General features: G+C 43.1%; 21 protein-coding genes. 18 read left to right on the top strand and 3 right to left on the bottom strand.

Annotated features, from left to right (window positions below):
- Genes modA through modC form a run of 3 tightly spaced genes read left to right on the top strand, consistent with a single transcriptional unit; the run spans position 1 to position 2,559 of the window.
- Complete coding sequence (modA, locus tag AACQ75_RS08845; RefSeq protein WP_170888501.1) at positions 1-774, top strand: molybdate ABC transporter substrate-binding protein; 774 nt, start codon at positions 1-3, stop codon at positions 772-774.
- Positions 764-1,453 carry a molybdate ABC transporter permease subunit gene (gene modB / locus AACQ75_RS08840; RefSeq protein WP_017046414.1) on the top strand — a complete coding sequence of 230 codons (690 nt, stop codon included), beginning with the start codon at positions 764-766 and terminating at the stop codon, positions 1,451-1,453. Before modA ends, modB begins: the two co-directional genes overlap by 11 nt.
- A complete protein-coding gene (gene modC / locus AACQ75_RS08835) occupies positions 1,453-2,559 on the top strand; it encodes a molybdenum ABC transporter ATP-binding protein ModC (RefSeq protein ID WP_170888566.1) in 1,107 nt (368 codons plus the stop codon). The genes modB and modC overlap by 1 nt, the downstream gene beginning before the upstream one ends.
- Positions 2,560-2,676: 117 nt before the next feature.
- On the opposite strand, the gene AACQ75_RS08830 is transcribed toward modC, so the two are convergent.
- Positions 2,677-3,114 (bottom strand): DUF3069 domain-containing protein, encoded by a 438-nt coding sequence (locus AACQ75_RS08830; protein ID WP_017046416.1) that lies wholly within the window; start codon positions 3,112-3,114, stop codon positions 2,677-2,679.
- Between the two features lie 138 nt (positions 3,115-3,252).
- On the opposite strand from AACQ75_RS08830, the gene AACQ75_RS08825 reads away from it, so the two are divergent.
- From AACQ75_RS08825 to AACQ75_RS08785, 9 genes are all read left to right on the top strand, one after another.
- The gene (locus AACQ75_RS08825) at positions 3,253-4,200 is read left to right on the top strand and encodes a diguanylate cyclase domain-containing protein (protein WP_170888500.1); all 948 of its coding nucleotides are present in this window, start codon (positions 3,253-3,255) and stop codon (positions 4,198-4,200) included.
- 191 nt (positions 4,201-4,391) lie between these two features.
- Positions 4,392-4,697, top strand: a complete 306-nt coding sequence (locus tag AACQ75_RS08820; protein WP_017048759.1) for an Hpt domain-containing protein — start codon at positions 4,392-4,394, stop codon at positions 4,695-4,697.
- A gap of 4 nt (positions 4,698-4,701) precedes the next feature.
- Positions 4,702-5,877 (top strand): HDOD domain-containing protein, encoded by a 1,176-nt coding sequence (locus tag AACQ75_RS08815; protein WP_170888499.1) that lies wholly within the window; start codon positions 4,702-4,704, stop codon positions 5,875-5,877.
- A 36-nt stretch (positions 5,878-5,913) separates the two neighbouring features.
- A complete protein-coding gene (locus tag AACQ75_RS08810) occupies positions 5,914-6,279 on the top strand; it encodes a response regulator (protein WP_013867878.1) in 366 nt (121 codons plus the stop codon).
- Positions 6,276-6,857: a chemotaxis protein CheC gene (locus tag AACQ75_RS08805; protein WP_013867877.1), complete on the top strand. Its 582-nt coding sequence runs from the start codon at positions 6,276-6,278 to the stop codon at positions 6,855-6,857. Before AACQ75_RS08810 ends, AACQ75_RS08805 begins: the two co-directional genes overlap by 4 nt.
- A 9-nt stretch (positions 6,858-6,866) precedes the next feature.
- Complete coding sequence (locus AACQ75_RS08800; RefSeq protein ID WP_170888498.1) at positions 6,867-8,174, top strand: sensor histidine kinase; 1,308 nt, start codon at positions 6,867-6,869, stop codon at positions 8,172-8,174.
- A gap of 26 nt (positions 8,175-8,200) precedes the next feature.
- Positions 8,201-9,532 (top strand): sensor histidine kinase, encoded by a 1,332-nt coding sequence (locus tag AACQ75_RS08795; protein ID WP_170888497.1) that lies wholly within the window; start codon positions 8,201-8,203, stop codon positions 9,530-9,532.
- A gap of 4 nt (positions 9,533-9,536) precedes the next feature.
- Complete coding sequence (locus AACQ75_RS08790) at positions 9,537-11,195, top strand: EAL domain-containing response regulator (RefSeq protein WP_170888496.1); 1,659 nt, start codon at positions 9,537-9,539, stop codon at positions 11,193-11,195.
- Positions 11,171-12,526, top strand: coding sequence for an HD domain-containing phosphohydrolase (locus AACQ75_RS08785; RefSeq protein ID WP_013867873.1), 1,356 nt, complete (start codon positions 11,171-11,173; stop codon positions 12,524-12,526). The genes AACQ75_RS08790 and AACQ75_RS08785 overlap by 25 nt, the downstream gene beginning before the upstream one ends.
- A gap of 41 nt (positions 12,527-12,567) precedes the next feature.
- Here AACQ75_RS08785 and AACQ75_RS08780 read toward each other — a convergent pair whose 3' ends face one another.
- Together AACQ75_RS08780 and AACQ75_RS08775 are read right to left on the bottom strand one after the other, a co-directional pair.
- On the bottom strand, positions 12,568-14,271 hold the full coding sequence (locus AACQ75_RS08780) for an FAD-dependent oxidoreductase (protein ID WP_170888495.1): 1,704 nt from the start codon (positions 14,269-14,271) through the stop codon (positions 12,568-12,570).
- Between the two features lie 52 nt (positions 14,272-14,323).
- Positions 14,324-14,509, bottom strand: a complete 186-nt coding sequence (locus AACQ75_RS08775; RefSeq protein ID WP_017042380.1) for a YgaP family membrane protein — start codon at positions 14,507-14,509, stop codon at positions 14,324-14,326.
- Positions 14,510-14,641: 132 nt separating this feature from the next.
- On the opposite strand from AACQ75_RS08775, the gene AACQ75_RS08770 reads away from it, so the two are divergent.
- From AACQ75_RS08770 to AACQ75_RS08745, 6 genes are all read left to right on the top strand, one after another.
- Entirely contained in the window at positions 14,642-14,971 is a 330-nt protein-coding gene (locus AACQ75_RS08770) for an ArsR/SmtB family transcription factor (protein WP_013867870.1), read from the top strand.
- A 30-nt stretch (positions 14,972-15,001) separates the two neighbouring features.
- Positions 15,002-15,421 (top strand): YeeE/YedE family protein, encoded by a 420-nt coding sequence (locus AACQ75_RS08765; RefSeq protein ID WP_013867869.1) that lies wholly within the window; start codon positions 15,002-15,004, stop codon positions 15,419-15,421.
- Between the two features lie 10 nt (positions 15,422-15,431).
- Positions 15,432-15,890: a YeeE/YedE family protein gene (locus tag AACQ75_RS08760; RefSeq protein ID WP_170888494.1), complete on the top strand. Its 459-nt coding sequence runs from the start codon at positions 15,432-15,434 to the stop codon at positions 15,888-15,890.
- Positions 15,891-15,946: 56 nt separating this feature from the next.
- Positions 15,947-16,966, top strand: a complete 1,020-nt coding sequence (locus AACQ75_RS08755) for an efflux RND transporter periplasmic adaptor subunit (RefSeq protein ID WP_411848012.1) — start codon at positions 15,947-15,949, stop codon at positions 16,964-16,966.
- A gap of 1 nt (position 16,967) precedes the next feature.
- Positions 16,968-20,114, top strand: a complete 3,147-nt coding sequence (locus AACQ75_RS08750) for an efflux RND transporter permease subunit (protein WP_170888493.1) — start codon at positions 16,968-16,970, stop codon at positions 20,112-20,114.
- Positions 20,115-20,345: 231 nt separating this feature from the next.
- Entirely contained in the window at positions 20,346-21,776 is a 1,431-nt protein-coding gene (locus AACQ75_RS08745) for a transporter substrate-binding domain-containing diguanylate cyclase (RefSeq protein WP_170888492.1), read from the top strand.
- The last annotated feature ends 12 nt before the right edge of the window (positions 21,777-21,788 follow it).

Genomic DNA, 21,788 nt, shown 5'->3' with positions numbered 1-21,788 from the left:
ATGAGAAAAATACTGCTCTCTATCGTCGCCATGCTGTGCTGTACGGCGGTTTATGCACAAGAGAAAATCACTGTTTATGCAGCGTCATCCATGACGAATGCGGTTAATGAATTGATTGCGGCTTACCAGCCGAAACAACCGTTAGATATTGTGCCCGTTTATGCGGGTTCATCCGCGCTTGCTCGTCAAATTGAGCAAGGTGCACCAGCGGATATTTTTATTTCAGCCAATGATAACTGGGTTACTCACTTGCTTAACAAGAACATTGTGACGAGCGATAAGGTCACATTGTTGGCTGGAAATCAGCTGGTGCTTATCGCCCCTCAATCGTCGAAGCTCAATTCGCTGGTGGTAAATGATGTTGCGGCATGGCTTGACGCCTTGAACGGTTCACGTTTAGCGATAGGTAACACAATGGCAGTGCCTGTGGGAATGTATGCCAAAGAGGCACTAGAAAAGTTAAAAGTGTGGTCGTCGCTCGCCCCTATGCTGGCTCAAAGCAATAACGTACGTTTAGCGCTTGCGCTAGTGGAACGTCAAGAAGCCGCACTTGGTATTGTATATAAGACGGATGCATTGATGAGCCATAAGGTCAAAGTGGTACACGAATTTGATTCAAGCCTACACAGCGCCATCCATTATCCTTTAGTGCAGCTAACTGAGCGTGATACGGTGAATCAATTCATGCTTTTTTTACGCAGCGATCAAGCAAAAAGTATCTTACAGAACTACGGTTTTAGCGTGATGATAGGAACGGATTCCTTTGCTTTCTGAGTACGAATGGGTTGCACTGCAACTGAGCTTAAAAGTCGCGATTTATACCGTGCTTTGGCTCTTACCGCTGGGAATGTTTTTTGCGTGGCTACTCGCCAGAAAGCAGTTTTGGGGTAAAAGTATACTGGATAGTCTAGTGCATTTGCCGCTCGTATTACCGCCAGTGGTTGTGGGGTATCTTCTGCTGATCACCATGGGTAAACAAGGCGTAATTGGACAGTGGCTTGATAATATGTTTGGCTTGCGTTTCAGCTTCAGTTGGCGTGGAGCCGTGTTGGCGTGTGTCATCATCGCACTGCCCTTGATGGTTCGTGCGATTCGTTTAAGCCTTGAAAGCGTCGATCCTAAGTTAGAGCAAGCGGCTCGAACCTTAGGCGCTTCACCACTCAAAGTTTTTTTGACCATTACATTACCCTTAACGATACCCGGGCTGATCACTGGCGCGATGCTCTCTTTTGCTCGCAGCCTAGGTGAGTTTGGAGCCACCATTAGCTTTGTGTCCAATATTCCCGGTGAAACACAAACGCTTCCTCTTGCGATGTATAACTTTTTAGAAACGCCAGGAGCCGAAATGGAAGCGATGCGTTTGTGTATTATCTCCATCGCGATTGCATTGGCTTCGTTATTCATTTCTGAAGTGATTAGCCGCCGAATGACTCGGCGCTTAGGGACTCAATGATGAGTGGGTTAAAGATTCAATTTGAAAAACAGTTAGGTGATATCAAGCTTAATGCGGATTTGGTTTTACCAAGCCGTGGTATTTGTGCGGTTTTCGGGCGTTCAGGGGCGGGGAAAACCTCCTTCATCAATATTATTAGTGGATTGGTGAAGCCTGAACTTGGTGAAATCGAGATCAATGGCCACATCCTATTTAGCCAACGAAAAAAGATTAACTTGCCTGTTGAAAAGCGCAATGTTGGTTACGTTTTTCAAGATGCTCGATTGTTTCCACATTACACCGTTCATGGCAATTTAAACTATGGTGTCAAAAAAAAGGATGCCGACCACTTCGCCGCTATCGTAAAATTATTGGCTTTAGCGCCATTACTTACACGTTATCCGCATGATTTATCGGGTGGGGAGAAACAGCGAGTAGCGATTGGCCGAGCCTTACTATCCAAGCCCGATATTTTATTGATGGATGAGCCGTTGGCATCGCTCGATATGCCGCGCAAACGTGAAGTGATGCCTTTTTTGGAAGAGCTGGCTCATAGCGTGCATATTCCAATTCTCTATGTGACGCACAGCATGAATGAAATTTTGCGTCTGGCTAATCATTTAGTTGTGTTAGAGCAGGGCGCTGTGCTGATAAGCGGTGAGCTAGAGCAAGTGTGGTCTTCAAATTATATGCGTCCTTGGCAATCATTTGCCGACCAAAGTAGTCTGTTTTCTGCCCACATCTGCCAGCACAACAAAGATTATGCGCTCACACAGGTCTCGCTTGCAGATGATGTCAAACTTTGGGTGCAATATGTGGAAGGCGAGGTAGGCTCTGCACTGCGATTACAGATCCGTGCAAATGATGTTTCGGTGGCGCTTGATAAGCCAAACCGGACGTCAATTCGTAATATTCTGCCTGCGCAGATTTGTCAGATTGAAAAGCAGCCTCAAGGTACTGATAAACAGAGTGTGGGGATAAAACTCAAGTTAGGCGAAGGGTGTTACCTGTGGGCTACGGTAACCAAATGGGCGGCCGATGAGCTACAACTGGATGTTGGTGATTCGCTGTATGTGCAAATTAAAGGCGTGAGCGTGTCGCAGCGTGATATCGTCTTAACGCATTAATATTTTTCATTATTAATGTATTGATTCAATAACCTAAGCCTCTCTTATCTCGAGTTCAGGTTCAATAGAAAAAGCCGTCATATAAAATTGACGGCTTTATGCTCAATGGTGTGCGTTTTATTTTGCAAACACGTCTTTAAAATCGCGTTTTAGAATCGGGTCGCGGCGTGCTTTTTTGATCTGTTTAACCATATCTTTCACACAGTTATGCAGCACTTGATCAAGAAGCTCTGCTCGGTATTCTTCTTTATCTTGGTCTGTCATCTCTTTCGGTAAATTCAATGTTGGGAACTCCTCCATGACATTGACACCGGCAAAAGCTTGGCTAACAGAGATCAACGCATGAAACTGTTCAAAATTATCCAACACATTTTGCGCACTGGCTGGTAGAGAGTTCCAAGACTCGCGTACCGCTTCTTCAGAGACTTCATGTATAGACACGACCATGTAGTACATCTCTTGTGGCACTTGATCAAATTCAATTACTTGGCGCAATTCTGGCGAGATGGCGTCTAAGTCCACTACAGGTTGTTCGGTTTGCTTTACTTCAGACATGAAGATATCTCTTTAGGGGAAAAGCTACATGCTAAAAATTTATAGCGAAAAGTCAATATTGTGCGCAAAATTAAACAAAGAAAGTGAATAAATCTATGTTATACGTAAGCATATGATTGAAATTTAAAGGGGTTACAGATGGTAAGTTCGGGCTCTTCTATGAGGATCTTACTGGTCGATGACGTACAACTGGATCGAATGCAACTCACCATTCGTCTTAAGCAGCTCGGTCATCACGTGGAGGCGGTTGCCAGTGGACAAGCGGCATTGGATAGCTATTGCCAATTTGATCCAGAACTGATTCTGATGGATATTTCGATGCCCGGCATGAATGGTTTTGAATTGTCGAAAAAAATACGTCAGCAATACCATGAATGGGTACCTATTATCTTTTTAAGTGGGCATGATGAACCGTCGATGATCGCGCAAGCGATAGAGGCAGGCGGTGATGATTACTTAACCAAGCCAGTCGATAAACTGGTACTCAACTCCAAATTATTAGCCATGCAGCGTATTGCAAGTATGCGTCGAGAGCTTAAACGCGCAACGGTTAAACTTGAAGAGCTAAATCGTGTTTTGCAGCAGCAAGCAAATGAAGATGGCTTAACGCAAGTCTTTAACCGTCGATTTATAGATGACAAGCTTAAAGAGATGATCAGTTGGCATGGGCGGCACAAATTTCCAATGAGCCTCATTTTAATCGATGTGGACTATTTCAAACGGTTTAACGATAACTACGGCCATATAGAAGGAGATAACTGCTTGATTACCATTGCGCAAACGGTGAATCAGTTATTTGTGCGTACTGGTGAGTATGTAGGGCGATATGGCGGTGAAGAGTTTTTAGTGCTGCTGGGCAATGCCAATTATGAACAAGCACTGATTGCCGCTGAGCGAATCCAACAATCAATGATTAAAGCACACTATCCTCATCAATACAGCGAAATTGCCGATCATGTCACCTTATCTCAAGGTGTCATCTCGTTAACGCCGAATGGCACTGAGTCTATCGCTAATATTTACAATCTGGCCGACGAAGCCTTGTACCAAGCAAAGCATCAAGGTAGAAATTGCTTTATTTCTTAAGATGTTACCAATGCAGCATTAAGCTAATACACACACTTCACTCGCTCTTTTTTGTTAGCACTTAAGCAATATGGTCTACACTAGTACTAACGCTTTGGATTAGAAGTCAGGATGCATATATCAACTTTTTTGGCTCATGGGTGCACTTTATGGACGGATTGCAGTATTTTTCACCAGATAGGGTGGCGGACATGGTGGGTGAAGAGAATGTGAATGAGATGCTGTGCGGCTATCGAACAAGCCTATTGGAAGCTTTGAATAAACTTAGCAATGCGTTTTGTGGCAACCAAGTTGAGGTGATTCATCACATTTCACACACGATGAAATCGTCATCTCGGTTTGTCGGAGCGGATGTATTAGCATTTGAATTCCAGAAACTTGAAGCCGCAACTGATAATCTAACCAATGTTACTCAAGACACCGAGTTTTCAATCAGTTCTATCAATGATCAAAGTAAGTTGTTGTTGGACGAAATCAACCAATATATGAATAAATAAAACAATGAAGCTAAGTGAGAATCAAATGGAAAAAGTACATTTGAAGGTCATGTGCATAGATGATGATGTTTTTATGCTTAAAGCCATTGCTCGTTTGATCAGGCGTATTCGTCCAGAATGGGAAATCATACTGGTTTCGGAGCCGCTAAATTGGTTGTCAGAATGGAATAAGCATAATTGCCAACCACCAGCCATTATCATTTCAGATTTACTCATGCCGCATAAATGTGGCGATGAGCTGTTAGAAGAGGTAAAGCAGACTTACCCGCAAGTAGTGAGAGCTCTTTTAACTGGTAATACGCAGGAAAATCTGCCTCAAAAAGCGCATGCGTATTCCCACTTCGTTCTGCCTAAGCCATTCACACAAGAGGACTTTGAACGCTTATTTGAATGTACCGAACGTCTTTATCAAATGCCGTTTAACAATGAGTGCCGAACTAAACTCGGAAGTTTGAAAGATCTTCCGGTATTACCCAATTCGATACACCGTTTACAACAAACGATTGCCTCTCCTACTTGTGATCTTCAATCGATCGCAGACACCATTAGCCATGAGCCTGTATTAGTCGCACGAGTGTTTCAAATTGCCAATTCTTCTTACTTGGGTTTTCGTCGAACCACTGATTCACTATCGGAAGCTGTTGGACGTTTAGGCGCGACTTTAGTGGAGAGTATCGCCATATCGTTATTGAGCCATCACGCTAACAGCTTAGTTTCAAAAAAGGCCCACCAAGATATTTCAGAACAGGCGCTGAGGGTGAGCTATATATCCCGTTTACTGGCTAAAAACTTGGGGTACTCCCTACAAGATAAAGATCGGGTGTTTGTCTCAAGCTTGCTTACCGCAATCGGAAAATTGATTTTGATGGAGGAAGGCGCTGATATCCATAATGTTGATTCTTTCTTAGAGCTTCAACAAGAATATGCTGATTACTACATAGTAACGGCATACATGCTGATGATATGGGGATACGGTTCAGAGATTGGAGAGATCGTTCTTAATCAAAGTAAGAGTGATTTTTTTTCAGATGACAAATCTGTTGTACTTGGAAGTATTGTGGGGCTTGCAAATCGCATAGAAGCATGTAGGGGAAATGAGAGCTACCAAACACTGATTGATGGTGTACCAAGTTCCATTGCAAGCGTATTAGTTGAGCTAAAACCCATATTTATTGAGTAATTATATAATTACTTTTTTTGATTAGAGGGAGCGAGCATGGCAATTAAAATTACAATAGCAGACGATTCAAAGATGTCGAGAAAAGCGGTAATGAGGGCGATTCCTGAAGAGTGGGATGTAGAAATCAGCGAAGCCCAAAATGGCAAAGAAGCCCTAGTCAATTACCAAAATGGGTGCGCTGAAGTGATGTTTTTAGATTTGACCATGCCAGAAATGGATGGCTTCCAAGTCCTAGAATATCTGCACAGCGTTGATGCTAAAAGCATTGTCATTGTCATTAGTGCCGATATTCAACCTTTTGCTCAGCAGCGCGTAAGAGAACTCGGTGCAGTCACCTTTTTGCAAAAACCACTTGACCCAGCACAGCTAAAACAAACATTGCACGAGGTAGGACTATTATGACAATGGCACTTTCAGAAGACCATAAAGACGCCCTGCAAGAATTTATGAATATCTCAATGGGCAGAGCAGCAAATAAACTGGCTACCTTGCTTAATTTGCACGTCACTATATCTGTACCCAGTATTGGAGTGGCAACGGATGAGGATTTAGCGCAACTGCAATCTTATGAAACCGATTATTACTACACTCGGCAGTCTTTTTTTGGTGGCATGGATGGTGAGTTAGTGACTTTAATGAGCAGAAAAGGCTGTGAACAGATAGTGAGCGATCTAAAACAATCAACAGGTGATGCTCAAGATGTAGTGAGCCTAGAGGAGAGCATTTTAGATATCTCGAATATTTTATCTGGTGCAAGTCTAAAGGGTCTATGTCAGCAAATAGACATAAAAACTAAAATTCAGTCTCCAGTGCTGTTTTATCCGTCAACACAGCCGCTTCCCATTTCTCAGTGGAAGCTATCTTTAATTATGGAAATTTCTTTTTTAGTCGAAAAAGCGTCATTCTCTGCTAAAACCATCATCTGTTTTGCAGACAACGAATTGGATAAGGTACTCATTCACCTCGATGAGTTGATGTAGGAGTTTGGAATGGGAAAAAGCCGCTTACTGCTTTCTGATCTGCTGGATCAACTCTCTTTTGCGTTGTGCATAGTACGACAGGATTACATTATCGTGAAAGCTAATGACTATTTCCAATCCCGAGTCATTTTTGATGGTGATGTGATGCAAGGAAAGAACATACTTGAACTATTTCCCCATTCCGCAGACTACCTTAAACGAAAAATTGATACGGCATTGGTGATTGAAACTTCAAGCTTTAGTAGCTGGGAGCAAAAGCCTCATCTACTGCCCTTTAAAAGCTCCCGCCCTGTATCGGGCGAAGAAGATCAGATGTATCAAGATTTGGAGATCATCCCTATTCATAGTGAAGATGGGGCCATCGAGCATGTTTGTATATGTGTCTATGATGTAACGATACAAGCTAGCCAGCAGCAGGAACTTAAGCGCATTTCTTATCAATTAGAGCAAGAACATCAAGCGCAAAAAGTGTTGATTAAAAAACTCGAAGATGCTCAAGGACAACTACTGCAATCAGAGAAAATGGCCTCTATTGGGCAGCTTTCGGCAGGCATTGCTCATGAGATCAATAATCCAGTGGGTTTTATCACATCCAATATTCAAACACTTAGTGACTATTTTCAAACGCTAGCCGCCGTTTTAGAAGGGATAAAACAGCAGGTTTCACAAGCAAATGATACCGCTCTAGCGGCAAAGTGTGAGTCATTACTACAAGAGAAACAGATTGATTTTATTTTAGAAGATACGGCAGATTTGATTTCAGAATCACTAGAAGGTTCATCTCGAGTAATGGCCATTGTGAAAAATTTGAAAGAGTTTTCACACGTTGATGGTTCTGAATGGAGCTATGCAAATTTGGAAAACTGTATCGAATCAACGCTGAAAATCATCAATAACGAAATCAAATACAACATTACTTTAGAGAAGATATATCAAGAAAACGTACCTGACGTGTATTGCCAGCCAATGCAGATTAACCAAGTTCTTCTTAATATTCTTGTCAATGCAAGTCAGGCGATTGTCGGAGAAGGCACCATCACCATCTCATTAGCTAAGTTAAATGAGAAACAGGTTGAAATTCGCATTAAAGATACGGGAAGCGGTATTCCTGATGCGATTAAAGATCGCATCTTTGAACCCTTCTTTACCACCAAAGCGGTTGGGTCCGGCACAGGATTAGGTTTATCAGTTTCGTACGGGATCATCAATGGTCATAAAGGCACCATTGCAGTTCATAGCGAAGTGAATAAAGGTACTGAATTCATCATTACGTTGCCGATAGACGCAATCGAATTGGCTACACTAGCAATAGAGTGAAAATTATCGTTATTTGATTAGGGAGTATGCATGTGAGTAAAACCCAGCAACAGGAAGAGAATAGACGCTTTCAAGAAGAACACAGCTTGGACTCAACATTTCACTACGTCGTACTTTCTTTGCTAGGAGTTATGTTTTCAAATCAATCACAAGAAGACAAGTTAGATCAGTTTATTACTCATGTTCAGCCTTTATTCCCTAATACACATATCGTGCTATTTTCTTACAATTCTGAGCAGAGGCTCAAGATACTGCGTTCTAGTTTCCCAATCACCGATGCAATGAAGTCAGGCACATACCCGGCCTTAGCCGATACGGAGTTTAGTTACTTCCCTGATTTAGCCAATGATGCGGGGAAATTCTCAGACTATCACAATGACTTTCCTGTTTGGAAAAGTGGCGTTACCTTTTCCGTCTCCTCACTGACGCGGCGCTATAGCCTGTTTCTTGCGCGAACAACGCTGAATGCTTTTGACTTAAGTGAATTAGAAAAAATCCAAGAAGGCATGTTACTGGTTGAGATGGCCTTAAAATTACTGTCGTCTATGCGGGAGAGTAGTAGTGATCTTCAACGAAATGAGCAAGATGCAAAAAGGGTTTCTTTAGGTAAATTGGCCGCCGGTGTTGCGCATGAAATCAATAATCCACTCGGCTTTGTGATGAGTAATTTCAACACGTTAAGTTCCTATCTTGCCCAAGTGAAGGCACACCCAGAGATCCAGCAGATCAACGACCGTCAGTTGGCAGAAATACTTGATGATAGCGAGTCTATCATTGTGGAAAGTTTAGAGGGGCTTTCGCGTATTAAAAACATTGTAGCGAGCTTGAATGTTTATTATCACGAGTCCAAATTATCAGTTGGAATGGTCGATTTAAGAGACGTGGTTAGCTCTGCAACTAATATGGTGTTGGGTGAGATGAAGCTGAAAGCACGCTTAAATTATGAACCTCCTCAAATACCATTTTATGTTCTAGGGCAAACCCATAAGCTCCAACAAGTACTGATTAATTTGTTAGTCAATGCGTTACAGTCATTCTCTCATACTGATGGTGAAGTCACTGTCGCCTTGTATATGGAAAACAGCTTATTAATCGAGAATAAATCGAGTGTCTGTCTATCGGTATGCGATAACGGTAAAGGCATTTGTCCGGAAGATTTAGTGTACGTTTTTGATCCTTTTTTTACCACCAAGCGTATCGGTGATGGCGCAGGACTTGGATTATCTGTTGCGAAAGAAATCATAGAAGAGCACCTCGGTAAAATTGAAATTCAGTCGACGATAGGTCAAGGAACCTGCGTCTATATTCGTTTACCGCTTTATGTTGCACCTCATCATTCGATGAAAGGATTGGGGTAATTGTATGTTTCGATATAAAGAAATTCTGCTTGTAGATGATGAGCCAGCGGTACTTAAAGCTTTAACTCGTGAATTCAAACCGCATTTTTCTGTGGTTCATTGTGCGAGTAGCGGCCTTGAGGCTCTGACTATTTTAGAGCGGCACCCTATCGAAATTGTGATTTCTGATTATCGAATGCCTAATATGGATGGGACAGAGCTGGTCGTCAATATTCGCAATAAGTATCCTCATGTTGTAACCATTATTCTCTCTGGTCAAGCTGACATCAAAGGTTTGTCTCGTGCTTTGAACGAAGGGAAATTGCATCGTTTTCTCCAAAAACCATGGGATAGAGAGGAGCTGATTGAAACCATACGTTTGAGTTTATTGGAGCGTGAAGCATTGCTAGGTAGTGATGTGCTGACGAACTTAAAAAACCGGCGTACGTTAGATGAACAGATTATCGAATTGAAAAAACATGGTGACTCCTCATACGCTTTGGTTATGGTGAATATTGCTAATCTAGATGAAATTAACCATCAACACGGCGGAGCGCTTGGTAATCAATTTATTAAAACGCTAGCGTGGCATCTGAGTGATGGTAATACAGAGCCGGAAACCATATATCGCTACAAAGATAAGCTGTTTATGTGCATTCCATACAGCCCCAAAGGTTATCAAGTTGTGATGCGCCTATGTTCGCGACTCTCTCAGCCTGTTGAAGTCGACACACATCTTATTAAAACCAGATACACGGTTTTGCTCTGTGATGTTAAATCGTTGCATCAAGTCGATGATATATCTATTGCTGACCTTAATGAACGCTCGCGAGTGCGTTTGCACCATCAACTGCCGATTTACTGGCTCGATAATGATCCTCAATCCCGAGAGTTATTGGCGCTATTTTCTGTATTAAACGATATCGATAGACGCTATTTCTGCGCGTTTTATCAGCCTCAACTGTCGACGGTAACTGGTGATGTTTGTGGATTTGAAGCATTAGCTAGGCGCAAAACAGTTGAGAATGAGTGGCAATATCCAGCCAGCTTCTTACCCATAATTGAACAGTATGGTTTAACTAAAGTGTTAACCGAAAAAATATTGGAAGACGTACTGATGTTCATCAAACAACATCAGAAACTAATTAAAGATCGAAATATCAGTGTTAATGTGCCTGGGAACATGTTGATAAATGGGCAATTTTACGAATTATTGACTAAGCTAACTACAAAGCTCAGTTGCGGTTTGAATAATTTGTCAATAGAGATAACGGAGCATGACTTTATTGAGGATTTTATTCAGGCGAAACAAGAACTCAGTAAACTGAAAGGGTTGGGATTGAGCTGTGCACTGGATGATTTTGGAACTGGATATGCGGGCTATGAATATCTGTGCGAAATGCCTTTCGATGTACTTAAAATTGATGGACGATTTGTTCAAGCAATTGGCAAATCAGCGTCCAATGAAGTTATTCTGAGGGCAATGATAGACAGTGCTGAATCACTTGAAATGGGAGTGATCGCCGAATGGGTTGATACTCAGGAGCAAGCGGATAAATTGAAAACCTTGGGCTGTTCCATTATCCAGGGGCATTTGGTGAGTCAGGCATTATCATCAGACGACGTGGTCAGTTATTTGTCTAGAATGGAGGAGGAACGATGGAAAATGTCGCACAAAAAATAGCGATTGGTGGTGATAGACTTAGCCTTCTGCTGCTAGATGATGAGAGCGAAATTCTAAAATCACTAACGAGGGTTTTGCGTACAGATTATGACATAGTTTCTTTTAATAGCGGAAAGGAAGCCTTGGAATATTTAGAGCAACATGAGGTCTCTATTATTATCTCTGATATGCGGATGCCAGAGATGGATGGTGCCGATTTTCTCGCAAAATCAAAAGAATTATATCCTGAGACGATTCGTATCCTGCTTACTGGATATAGTGATATTCAGTCAACCGTCAGGGCAGTAAATTCCGGCGGAATTCATACCTATATTGGCAAACCATGGGATAACGAAAACCTAAAATTGATCGTTTCAAAAGCAGCGGAGTTTTATCGTCTGACAAAAGAGCGAGAACATTTGGCTATCGAGTTAGAAAAACGCAATAGCGAGCTCGAAGTGGTGAATCTAGCCTTGGAAGACAATAATCGTAAGCTGGCTGAATTTAATCAAGATTTAGAGCAGAAGGTAAAAGAGAGAACGTTAGAGCTGCAATCATCTAATAAAAAGTTAGAACATTTATTGATAAGTCGTAACAAGACGTTTAAAGACATATTGGGTATGGTTACTGCGATCATTCAATATCGAACGGGACACCCAGCCGATCACGCAGAGCGTATTGCTAACCAAGCGAAGGTAGTAGCGCAGCGGTTAAAACTACCTGAAAGCCAAGTGAGTCATGTCTATTTGTGTGGTTTGATGCACCAAATAGGATTAATCGGCGCGAAAGATAAAGAACTTGAAAAGTTGATTGTTGATCCAGAAACCTCAATTCCTCAGAGTCCTAATGCCAATTCTGTATTAGGTGCCGAGATTTTAGGCCGAATTAAGCGCTTTGAACCACTAGTTGAGATCATTCGCCACCAAGATGAGTTGTATGACGGTACTGGTAAGCCAGGACATTTACATGGTGAAGAAATACCTTTGTGTTCACGTATTATTAAAGTGGTTAAAGATTATGACTACTATATTGCATCACCAAATAATCCACGTCGTATGCATACCAAAAGTGCGCAGAGTTATATAAAAGAGCAGGCTGGAACCTTATATGATCCTACAGTCGTGGATGCTTTTTTAATGGTAGTAACTTCGTTAAAACACTTGGAGGATGGCCTAGAATTGTGCATTGGTTTGAGTGAAGTGAAACCGGGTATGAAAATTAAGCGTGATTTGTACTTACCCAATGGAAACTTAATGTTGACCGCTGGCAATCAAATTAACTCAGCTTTGTTGGCGAAATTAAAAGAGCTTGAAGAACAGACTAATATGCCAATCGCGGTTTACATCGGTTAACTTAAAAAGAGTGCCGCATCAGCAGCACTCAATTGAATCTTTTATTGTTTTGCAAACAGATAAGTACGGAACCCACCAATCAAGTTACGTGCTTTAAAGCCATTATTGGCCAGTTGGCGGTAGGCTACATTACCGCGCAACCCGACTTGGCAATAAATGATGATCTCTTTGTCTTTAGGCAGTTCATCCATACGTTGACGAAGTTGGTCAACCGGAATATTGATGTCGCCTTTGAGATGATTACCATTTTCACGTTCACTTGGATTACGTACATCCAAAATAATATGCGTGTCACTTAGCGAATCGATTTGATCAAAATGGATGGCTTTTGCATCGCCTTTCATTATATTTGTCGCGACAAAAGCTGCTTGGTTAATCACATCTTTCGCGCTGCCGTATGGTGGCGCGTAAGTCAGCTCTAAGTGTTGTAGTTGTTCTACTGTCATACCTGCACGTTGAGCGACAGCCATCACGTCGATACGCTTGTCGATGCCATCTTTACCAACCGCTTGTGCCCCGAAGATTTTGCCTGATTTTGGATCGAACAGCATTTTGAACGACACCACTTCAGCGCCCGGATAGTAGCTCGCATGGCTGGCTGTGTGAACGTACACTTTTTCGTAATCAACGCCGTCACGTTTTAGTTGCTTCTCATTTTTGCCTGTGGATGCCACGGCTAAGTCGAATATTTTACAGATTGCGGTTCCTTGTGTTCCTTGATAGGTTTCGTTACGACCAAGCATGTTATCAGCTGCCATGCGACCTTGGCGATTGGCAGGACCTGCGAGTGGAACCAGCGTTTGTTTGCCTGTAACAAAATCCTTTTCTTCGATCGCATCGCCGACGGCGTAAATCGCTGGATCGCTGGTCTGCATCTGTTCGTTCACCCAAATGCCACCAAGTTCACCGAGTTGTAAGCCCGCTTCAGCAGCCAGTTTGGTTTCTGGACGCACACCAATCGCCATAATCAGGATGTCAGTGGTGAGTATTTCACCATTGCTGAGCACAAGATCCAGTTCACCTTCGATGTGTTTGTGCTCCAGAGTTTCACCCGATTCTGTGCTAGGTAACGTCGTCGCTGGTTTATATTCGACCGATTTCAAGGCAACACCTAAACGTAAATCGATGCCTTTAGCGCGAATTTCCGCATGAGCAAAGCCCGCCATTTCACTATCGACAGGTGTCATTACCTGATCAGCCATTTCGATCAGCGTGGTTTTGATACCAAGGTGATGGAACGCTTCCATCATTTCCAAACCGATAAAACCACCGCCGACGACAGTTGCATGCTCAGGTTTATTCATTTGCAGCGTCTGGATGATTTTATCCATATCTGGAATGTTGCGCAGCGAATGGGTCAGTGGGTTTTGAATCCCAGGAATCGACGGGACAATAGGACCCGCTCCAGGGGAAAGCAGCAAAAAATCATAACTTTCTTGGTACTCTGACTGATCCAGCAGATTGCGTACAGTGATGGTTTTCGCTGCACGATTAATGCGCAGCACTTCATTCATAGTGCGCACATCTACATTAAAACGCGCTAAAAAGCTTTCCGGTGTTTGTAGCAGCAAATTGCTGCGCTCTTTGATGTCACCGCCGATGTGATATGGCAAGCCACAGTTAGCAAATGAAACGAAGGGGCCCCGCTCAAACATAATGATTTCAGCTTCTTCGCTGAGTCGACGAGCACGAGCCGCTGCGGATGCACCACCCGCGACACCACCAATAATCACAATCTTAGTCATAAATTACTCCAGTAAAATTAAACAAAAGCGGCATGGTAAGGTAAGTAAATCCTCAGTGCAGGCCAAGCTTTTTCAAGAAAAAGGCCGCTGGACAAATCCCTGTGAAAGCGCTTTGAATTAAGTTCACTCCAACAAATACCGTTAGCCAAATAAAGTTTGAATGGACAAACACAGTTAAAACGATCGACAGCAGTACCATGCTGCCCGCCAATATTCTTACCCCATTTTCAATCGTCATGTTGTTACCCTCCGTTGTAAATTAAAGTCACTATAAATTTATTGATTAGCAATGTCTAATGTTAATTTATCTAATTTTGGATAAGCTAAATAAGCGTTGACTAAAGCTCATTCATTAGTATTATCTAATTAAATGCAATGCGAAGGGGGAATGATGGAGATCACATCAGTCAATGTGGAGCAAATGAAAACAAATGCGATAGAGGTTTCAGAGTTGCTTAAAACGATGGCCCACCCTGAGCGTTTGATGGTGCTTTGCCAGTTAATTAATGGTGAGGTGGGCGTTGGAGAATTGCAGCAAAGCTCGATGTTAAGTCAATCAGCCTTTTCGCAACATTTAACCGTGCTTCGTAAGCAAAATATGATCAAAGCAAGAAAGGAGTCACAGCAAGTCTTCTATTCGCTATCGGATCCGCGGGTTGTACAGCTTATTCAAAGTTTGCAGACCGTTTTTTGTAATTAGTTCATTTGTCATAGGTTAAAAGGATAAATAATGTTGTTTTCTATTCCTTGGGAATCGTTGTTAGGTGGTGTTTTACTAGGGATATCAACTTCACTCATGTTGCTGTTTAACGGCAAAATTGCTGGGATAAGTGGGGTATTAACGGGATTGATGACGCCTAAAACGCGTGATTTTGCATGGCGTTTGTTATTTGCACTTGGCATGGTAACTGGTGGTGCTATTGCCGTTTGGTTTTTAAATGCACAAGTGCCGCAAACTTTTAACTTTAATAACGGTGTTTTGGCGCTTGCTGGCCTATTAGTTGGGGTAGGCACTCGATTAGGAAATGGTTGCACCAGTGGCCATGGCATCTGTGGTGTTGGTCGACTATCCACTCGCTCTATTGCGGCGACAGGTACCTTCATGGGCGTTGCTGCCATTACTGTGTTTGTGCGCCTTCATCTTCTATAAGTGAGTCAAAATGAATCAGATGTTGTTTAGATTAACCTCGTTAGTGGCAGGTATTTTGTTTGGTGCGGGTATGGTTATCTCAGGAATGGCCAATCCAGCCAAAGTCGTAGGTTTTTTGGATGTGGCTGGTGCTTGGGATCCAAGCTTAATGTTTGTGATGGGAGGCGCATTAGCCGTTTTTATGCCGACCTATTTCATCGTTATTAAAGTAAGACAGCAGCCTATAAACGCAGAAAAATTCTGTTTAGCGACGACTCGCAGTGTTGATACCCGGCTTATCTCTGGTGCTGCGATTTTTGGGTTAGGTTGGGGATTAGTGGGCATCTGTCCAGGGCCAGCACTATCAAGCCTTGCACTGGGTAATATTGAGGTATGGCTATTCTTTGTCTCAATGATGGTTGGGCTTGGTGCAACTAATTTGTTGATCTGCATTAAGAATAATAAACAACAGCAAACGCAAACGGTTTAATCTAACTAGAATTCAATAAGCAAGTGGAATCGTAACGATCAACATGAGGGATGGGTATGAAAAGGCGAATTTGGATTGCGTGTATTGCCTTAATCACGAGCGGTTATTGGGCCGTTGGCTATGCTGATGATCGTTATATCGTGACCTATGAGCAGATACCACAGCAGATTGCATTTGAAGGTGTTGTCCAGCCAGTTAACAAAGGGACAGTTGCGGCTCAAACCTCTGGTCGAGTCGTTGGTGTGTATGTCGACGTTAACGATTTTGTTAAAAAGGGCGACGTGCTATTAGAAATCAGCGCTATTCAGCAATCGGCTTCTTTAGACGCATCTCAAGCTCAGTTAACCAGTGCAGAGGCTCGAAATCGTGAAGCTCAAGCTCAACTAAAGCGTTATCGACTGCTGTTTCCTAAAGGTGCGATTTCACAAGACCAAATGGATGGCGCTGAAGCTCAAGCTCGAAGTGCTGCTGCGGCCGTCAAGGCGGCAAAAGCCGCGGTCGTGCAGGCGAAGGAGTCACTTGGATACACCAATATTACCGCCCCTTATGATGGTGTCGTGACGGAGCGACATGTAGAGCTGGGTGAAACGGTGGCTCCGGGTACTGCGCTGCTCAGTGGTTTCTCATTCAATGAGTTGCGTGTTGAAACGGCCATTCCGCAGCGCTATCAGCCTGCAGTCACCAATGTTGCTCAATTCCAAGTCATTATGCCTACGGGCGATAAAATAACCCCAATCGATTACAGCTTATTCAGTTATGCCGACCCTCAATCACATACATTCAAAATCCGTCTTGAGCTGCCTCGTGCAGATCAAACTAACAAGTCCGGGCAAGTGATGCCAGGAATGTGGGTCAAGACAGAGTTTAATTATGGTCAACGTGAGGTGATGCTCATTCCTGTTGCCGCTGTGATTCGCCGAGCAGAACTGAGTGCCGTATATCGCATCGTTGATGATAAACGACTGCTAAATCCAGTGCGATTAGGGCAAACCTATGGTGAATATGTGGAAGTATTATCTGGCTTGGAACAAGGCGATACGGTTGCAAGCCGTGTATTTACACAAGTAGGTGAGTGATATGGATAATCGTTTAGGCGTCTCAGGACGTATTGCCAAAGCTTTTCAGACTTCAGCGATGACGCCGTTGCTCGCGATTGTTGGGTTACTGATGGGCGTTTTTGCGGTAATGGTTACTCCTAAAGAAGAAGAGCCGCAAATCGATGTTACCTTTGCCGATGTGTATATTCCTTTTCCCGGAGCTTCTCCGGCGGAAGTGGAAAGTTTAGTGACGAACCCAGCAGAGCAGATCATCTCTGAAATTGAGGGAATTGATAAAATTTACTCTTTTTCACAACCCGATGGTGCGATGATTGTGGCTATCTTTGATGTCGGCGTTCCTAGAAACGACGCCGTGGTTCGTATTTATAATAAACTCTATTCCAATAAAGATTGGATGCCAAAAGGCGTTGGGGTGGGCGAGCCGATCATCAAACCTAAAGGCATTGAAGATGTGCCTATCGTCAGCATTACGTTATCCGATAAAACGGGCACTTTGGACAACCAGCAGTTAACGCAAGTGGCCCATGGTTTAGAAACAGAGCTCAAACGCATTAATGGTACACGAGATATTTATACGATAGGTCGCCACCCTACTATTGTTGATGTACGTTTAGACCCCGTTAAAATGAACAGCTTTGGCATCACGTTAGATCAACTGAATCAGCATCTTCCTGCGGCGAACCACAGCTCTCCAATGTTGAAACTGACGCATGAAAATCAGCAATTTCCCGTCCAAATTGGTAAGTTTTTAACAAAAGTTGAAGAAGTAAAGCAATTGGTGATTGGGCTGCATAACCAGACACCGATATATTTAGCGGATGTCGCTACGGTTCAATTGGGTGTTGATACATCAACCCAACAAGTTTGGACCAGTGATAAGCAAGGTATTTATCCAGCAGTTACCTTAGCCATCGCTAAAAAAGGAGGCGAAAACGCCGTTCGTGTGGCTGAGATGGTTGAAGCTCGAGTTGCAGAACTTGAAAATCAGTTAATTCCACACGGAATCAGTGTTGAAATCACGCGTGACTACGGGAAAACCGCCGCCGATAAAAGCAATACATTGATCGGTAAATTGATTTTTGCAACCACTGCAGTCGTTATTTTGGTGGTTATTGCGATGGGATGGCGCGAGGCTATCGTGGTCGGTATGGCTATTGTTGTCACCTTGATGATGACACTGTTTGCATCATGGGCATGGGGTTTTACACTCAACCGGGTCTCGCTTTTTGCGTTAATTTTCTCTATTGGCATTTTAGTGGACGATGCCATTGTTGTTGTGGAAAATATCCACCGTCATATGGCGTTAGGTAAGCGCAAGCTGGTGGATCTCATTCCTACGGCGGTTGATGAAGTGGGTGGACCCACAATCCTTGCCACCTTAACCGTGATTGCCGCACTATTGCCAATGGCCTTTGTCTCTGGGCTTATGGGCCCGTATATGAGCCCAATTCCCATCAATGCTTCGATGGGAATGCTGATTTCATTGGCGGTTGCATTTGTCTTTTCACCTTGGTTAGCGGCCAAGTTTCTTAAGCCTTCATCGCATCAAGCACAATCTCAATCAACTCAAGGCATCTTTCACCGAATCATGAATCCTTTCGTGGTCTCGGCTGCACAAAGACGTAACCGGCTTTTCTTGATGCTTGCGGTATTTGCGCTTATTGCTGGCTCCCTATTATTGCCAATCACGAAGGCCGTGGTTTTAAAAATGCTGCCTTTCGATAATAAATCAGAGTTTCAAGTGGTATTGGATATGCCTGAAGGGGCGTCGCTTGAGAAAACGCAACGCGTTTTATTTGAACTTGGCGCGGTGTTAAATAGCGTGCCTGAAGTCAGTGGGTATCAGATTTACGCAGGTACAGCCGCACCGATCAACTTCAATGGCCTTGTGCGTCATTATTTTATGCGCAATCAAGCCAACCAAGGTGATATTCAGGTGAACCTGTTAGGGCGAAAAGAGCGCGATAAAGATAGTCATACGATTGCAAGTGAAGCACGCCCCAAGCTTAATGAGGTTGCCAGCCGATTTGGCGGTAAAGTCAAAGTCGTTGAAGTTCCACCGGGGCCACCCGTTTGGTCACCTATTTTAGCGGAAGTTTATGGTCCGACACATGAGATTCGGGCACAAGCGGCAAGGATGCTACGCGGGATCTTCCACGAAACAGCGGATATTGTCGATATCGATATGTATCTACCGGAAGTGCATCAAAAATGGCAAGTAGTGATTGATCGCAGCAAAGCGTCACACTATCAAGTACCTTATGCTTCGATAGTCGATGCTTTGGTGACGGCCGTCGGTGGAAAGCCGATCACCTATTTGCACAGTGAGCACAGCAAGTACCCAATCCCCATTCAAGTGCAAGCTAGTGAAAATGTCAAAGTCCGATTAGATCAAGTGTTGAACATGAAAGTAGGGAGCACTGCGGGCAGTGCATATCCACTGTCTGATTTAGTCACTATTCGCCAAACTCAAATGGATGACTACATTGTGCATAAAAACCTGTTACCAATGGTGATGGTGGTGGCGGACATGACGGGTGAAATAGACAGCCCCTTATACGGTATGTTTGAAATGGTGTTCAACATCAATGCACTTGGCCTACCTGTGGAACAGTATTATATCCACCAACCTACAGGGTTAAATGGTGTCGAAATATTCTGGGATGGTGAATGGACGATCACTTATGAAACATTCCGCGACATGGGCATTGCCTACGCGGTTGGGATGATCCTTATTTACTTACTGGTTGTCGCGCAGTTTAAGTCCTACCTTGTTCCGTTGATCATTATGGCTCCAATTCCACTGACGATTATTGGCGTCATGCCCGGCCATGCGTTACTTGGTGCTCAGTTCACCGCCACGTCGATGATTGGGATGATAGCACTCGCGGGGATTATTGTACGTAACTCCATCTTGCTGGTTGATTTCATTAATCAGCAGGTTGAAGAAGGTGTGGCATTTTCCGAAGCGGTTATTCAGTCTGCGGCTGTTCGTGCTAAACCCATCATGCTTACCGCTTTAGCGGCCATGATCGGGGCAGTATTTATTTTAGATGACCCCATTTTTAATGGCTTAGCCATTAGCCTGATTTTCGGCATCTTTGTTTCTACCGTCTTAACTTTATTGGTGATTCCTGTTTTGTATTATACGGTTATGCGTCATTGATCTTTCTGTTCTAACTATTCCCTTGCTCTAACTATCAAAAGGGCGCTGAGTAGTCAGCGCCCTTTTTATCAGCTTTAAAATGTCAGCAGGCAATGGATATTAAAAATGCAGTTTTAAATAGGTAGATTACGGATAAATTCGCTATGATTATAACTAAAGGTGTTTCATAACAAGAAAAGCGGTGCGAGCTTAATCGTGTTTGAGTCAACTAAACTCCCCAGTTAGGAAAACATGAAACTGAAATCTGCGTTATTGATAATATTTTCTCGAGTGATGGCTGTATTGGCGCTGCAGCTTCCAGTCATCGCTTCTACGGCAGAAGTCGGCGAAGCGCTCTCCAGCGAGCATGATCTTTCTCAACCTCTGGTCATTACAAGCTCAGCCAAGTGGAAACCGTATTCGTATATTAATAAGCAAGGAGAGCCTGCCGGAATCTTAGTCGATTATTGGAAAGTTGTTGCTGAGCAAAGCGGGTTCGATGTTGAATTTAAACTAGTAAGCTGGAACGAATCACTAGAGCTGGTCAAAGATGGGCAAGCCGACGTTCATGCGGGTCTAATTCAATCACCTGAGCGAGATCTGTTCCTCGATTTTGGACCTGAAATTATGGCGATCGAGACGCACGTATTCTTAGATCAACACTTACTCGGTACGGATTTTGACAAAATATTTTCAGGTGAAATCGATATTAAGGTTGGCGTTGTATCGGGTGGCTATGAGGCGTATTACGCAGTTCAATATTTACCTAAACTAAACTTGGTCCACTTTGCCACGAATGAAGATATGTTGTATGCCGCTTCCAGTGCAAAATTAGAAGGGTTTATTAGCGATTATCAAGTCGCTAATCTCTTTATGTTTACAGAAAATAGCCCGAAAAAATATGTGCCAGTTAAGTATCTCTATTCTGAGCCGTTGCGCTTTGGGGTGAAAGAGGGCAATGACGTTCTTTGGCAGAAGCTCGCAAATGCGACAGATAAGGTATCTGATGCCTCTAAAATGCAGTTATTTAGTCGCTGGATCTACATGGAGACGGTTTACCCAAAATATTTTATCCCGATCATCATTAGCGTAGCTCTGATGGTTCTCTGTATTTACATCTTGATGTTAAGACGCGCAATCATACATAAAACCATCGATTTAGAGAGAGCAAATCACTTGCTAGAGAAATTTGCGCAAACTGATGAGCTAACAAAAATCAGTAATCGCCGACACTTCCAATCAAAGATAGCAGAATTGCAAGGAACTCCCGTCCCCTTCACCTTATTGGTGTTTGACATTGATAACTTTAAGCTAATCAATGATCAGTTTGGTCATGAAGTGGGTGATCAAGCCATTATTCATGTGGTTAGACATGTGCAGAGAAAGTTATCCAATAATGACTTTATTGCTCGTTTAGGTGGAGAAGAGTTCGCCATTATTCTTACTCTCTATACCTTTGAAGAGGTCAAATTGAAAGCTCAATATATCTGTCAATCTGTCTATGAAAATCCAATGCGAGTAGCCAGTGATACCATCACGCTCAGTATCAGTTTGGGTGGCGCCTATTACGATCTTGTTCCTGATAAGGTCTCACTTACTGTTGCGGACAGTTTAATGTACCAAGCCAAGTCGGCGGGTAAAAATCGTGCTGTAGTTGTTAAAGTTGATCAATGTGCGGATTGATCATTCCAATTA

Source organism: Vibrio sp. B1-2 (genome assembly GCF_963888445.1).
GTDB lineage: Bacteria > Pseudomonadota > Gammaproteobacteria > Enterobacterales > Vibrionaceae > Vibrio > Vibrio anguillarum.
The sequence above is the reverse complement of the archived record's forward strand: the minus strand, read 5'-3'. Positions and strand labels throughout refer to the sequence as shown.

What these genes read in the sequence shown, in the direction of transcription:
- AACQ75_RS08815 (WP_170888499.1), top strand. Translation starts at nt 4,702, where the DNA reads ATGAAGCTAAGTGAGAATCAAATGGAAAAAGTACATTTGAAGGTCATG.
- AACQ75_RS08755 (WP_411848012.1), top strand. Translation starts at nt 15,947, where the DNA reads ATGAAAAGGCGAATTTGGATTGCGTGTATTGCCTTAATCACGAGCGGT.
- AACQ75_RS08810 (WP_013867878.1), top strand. Translation starts at nt 5,914, where the DNA reads ATGGCAATTAAAATTACAATAGCAGACGATTCAAAGATGTCGAGAAAA.
- AACQ75_RS08765 (WP_013867869.1), top strand. Translation starts at nt 15,002, where the DNA reads ATGTTGTTTTCTATTCCTTGGGAATCGTTGTTAGGTGGTGTTTTACTA.
- AACQ75_RS08790 (WP_170888496.1), top strand. Translation starts at nt 9,537, where the DNA reads ATGTTTCGATATAAAGAAATTCTGCTTGTAGATGATGAGCCAGCGGTA.
- AACQ75_RS08805 (WP_013867877.1), top strand. Translation starts at nt 6,276, where the DNA reads ATGACAATGGCACTTTCAGAAGACCATAAAGACGCCCTGCAAGAATTT.
- AACQ75_RS08760 (WP_170888494.1), top strand. Translation starts at nt 15,432, where the DNA reads ATGAATCAGATGTTGTTTAGATTAACCTCGTTAGTGGCAGGTATTTTG.
- AACQ75_RS08830 (WP_017046416.1), bottom strand. Translation starts at nt 3,114, where the DNA reads ATGTCTGAAGTAAAGCAAACCGAACAACCTGTAGTGGACTTAGACGCC.
- modC (WP_170888566.1), top strand. Translation starts at nt 1,453, where the DNA reads ATGAGTGGGTTAAAGATTCAATTTGAAAAACAGTTAGGTGATATCAAG.
- modA (WP_170888501.1), top strand. Translation starts at nt 1, where the DNA reads ATGAGAAAAATACTGCTCTCTATCGTCGCCATGCTGTGCTGTACGGCG.
- AACQ75_RS08780 (WP_170888495.1), bottom strand. Translation starts at nt 14,271, where the DNA reads ATGACTAAGATTGTGATTATTGGTGGTGTCGCGGGTGGTGCATCCGCA.
- AACQ75_RS08785 (WP_013867873.1), top strand. Translation starts at nt 11,171, where the DNA reads ATGGAAAATGTCGCACAAAAAATAGCGATTGGTGGTGATAGACTTAGC.
- AACQ75_RS08775 (WP_017042380.1), bottom strand. Translation starts at nt 14,509, where the DNA reads ATGACGATTGAAAATGGGGTAAGAATATTGGCGGGCAGCATGGTACTG.
- AACQ75_RS08750 (WP_170888493.1), top strand. Translation starts at nt 16,968, where the DNA reads ATGGATAATCGTTTAGGCGTCTCAGGACGTATTGCCAAAGCTTTTCAG.
- AACQ75_RS08745 (WP_170888492.1), top strand. Translation starts at nt 20,346, where the DNA reads ATGAAACTGAAATCTGCGTTATTGATAATATTTTCTCGAGTGATGGCT.
- AACQ75_RS08795 (WP_170888497.1), top strand. Translation starts at nt 8,201, where the DNA reads ATGCATGTGAGTAAAACCCAGCAACAGGAAGAGAATAGACGCTTTCAA.
- AACQ75_RS08800 (WP_170888498.1), top strand. Translation starts at nt 6,867, where the DNA reads ATGGGAAAAAGCCGCTTACTGCTTTCTGATCTGCTGGATCAACTCTCT.
- AACQ75_RS08820 (WP_017048759.1), top strand. Translation starts at nt 4,392, where the DNA reads ATGGTGGGTGAAGAGAATGTGAATGAGATGCTGTGCGGCTATCGAACA.
- AACQ75_RS08770 (WP_013867870.1), top strand. Translation starts at nt 14,642, where the DNA reads ATGCAATGCGAAGGGGGAATGATGGAGATCACATCAGTCAATGTGGAG.
- AACQ75_RS08825 (WP_170888500.1), top strand. Translation starts at nt 3,253, where the DNA reads ATGGTAAGTTCGGGCTCTTCTATGAGGATCTTACTGGTCGATGACGTA.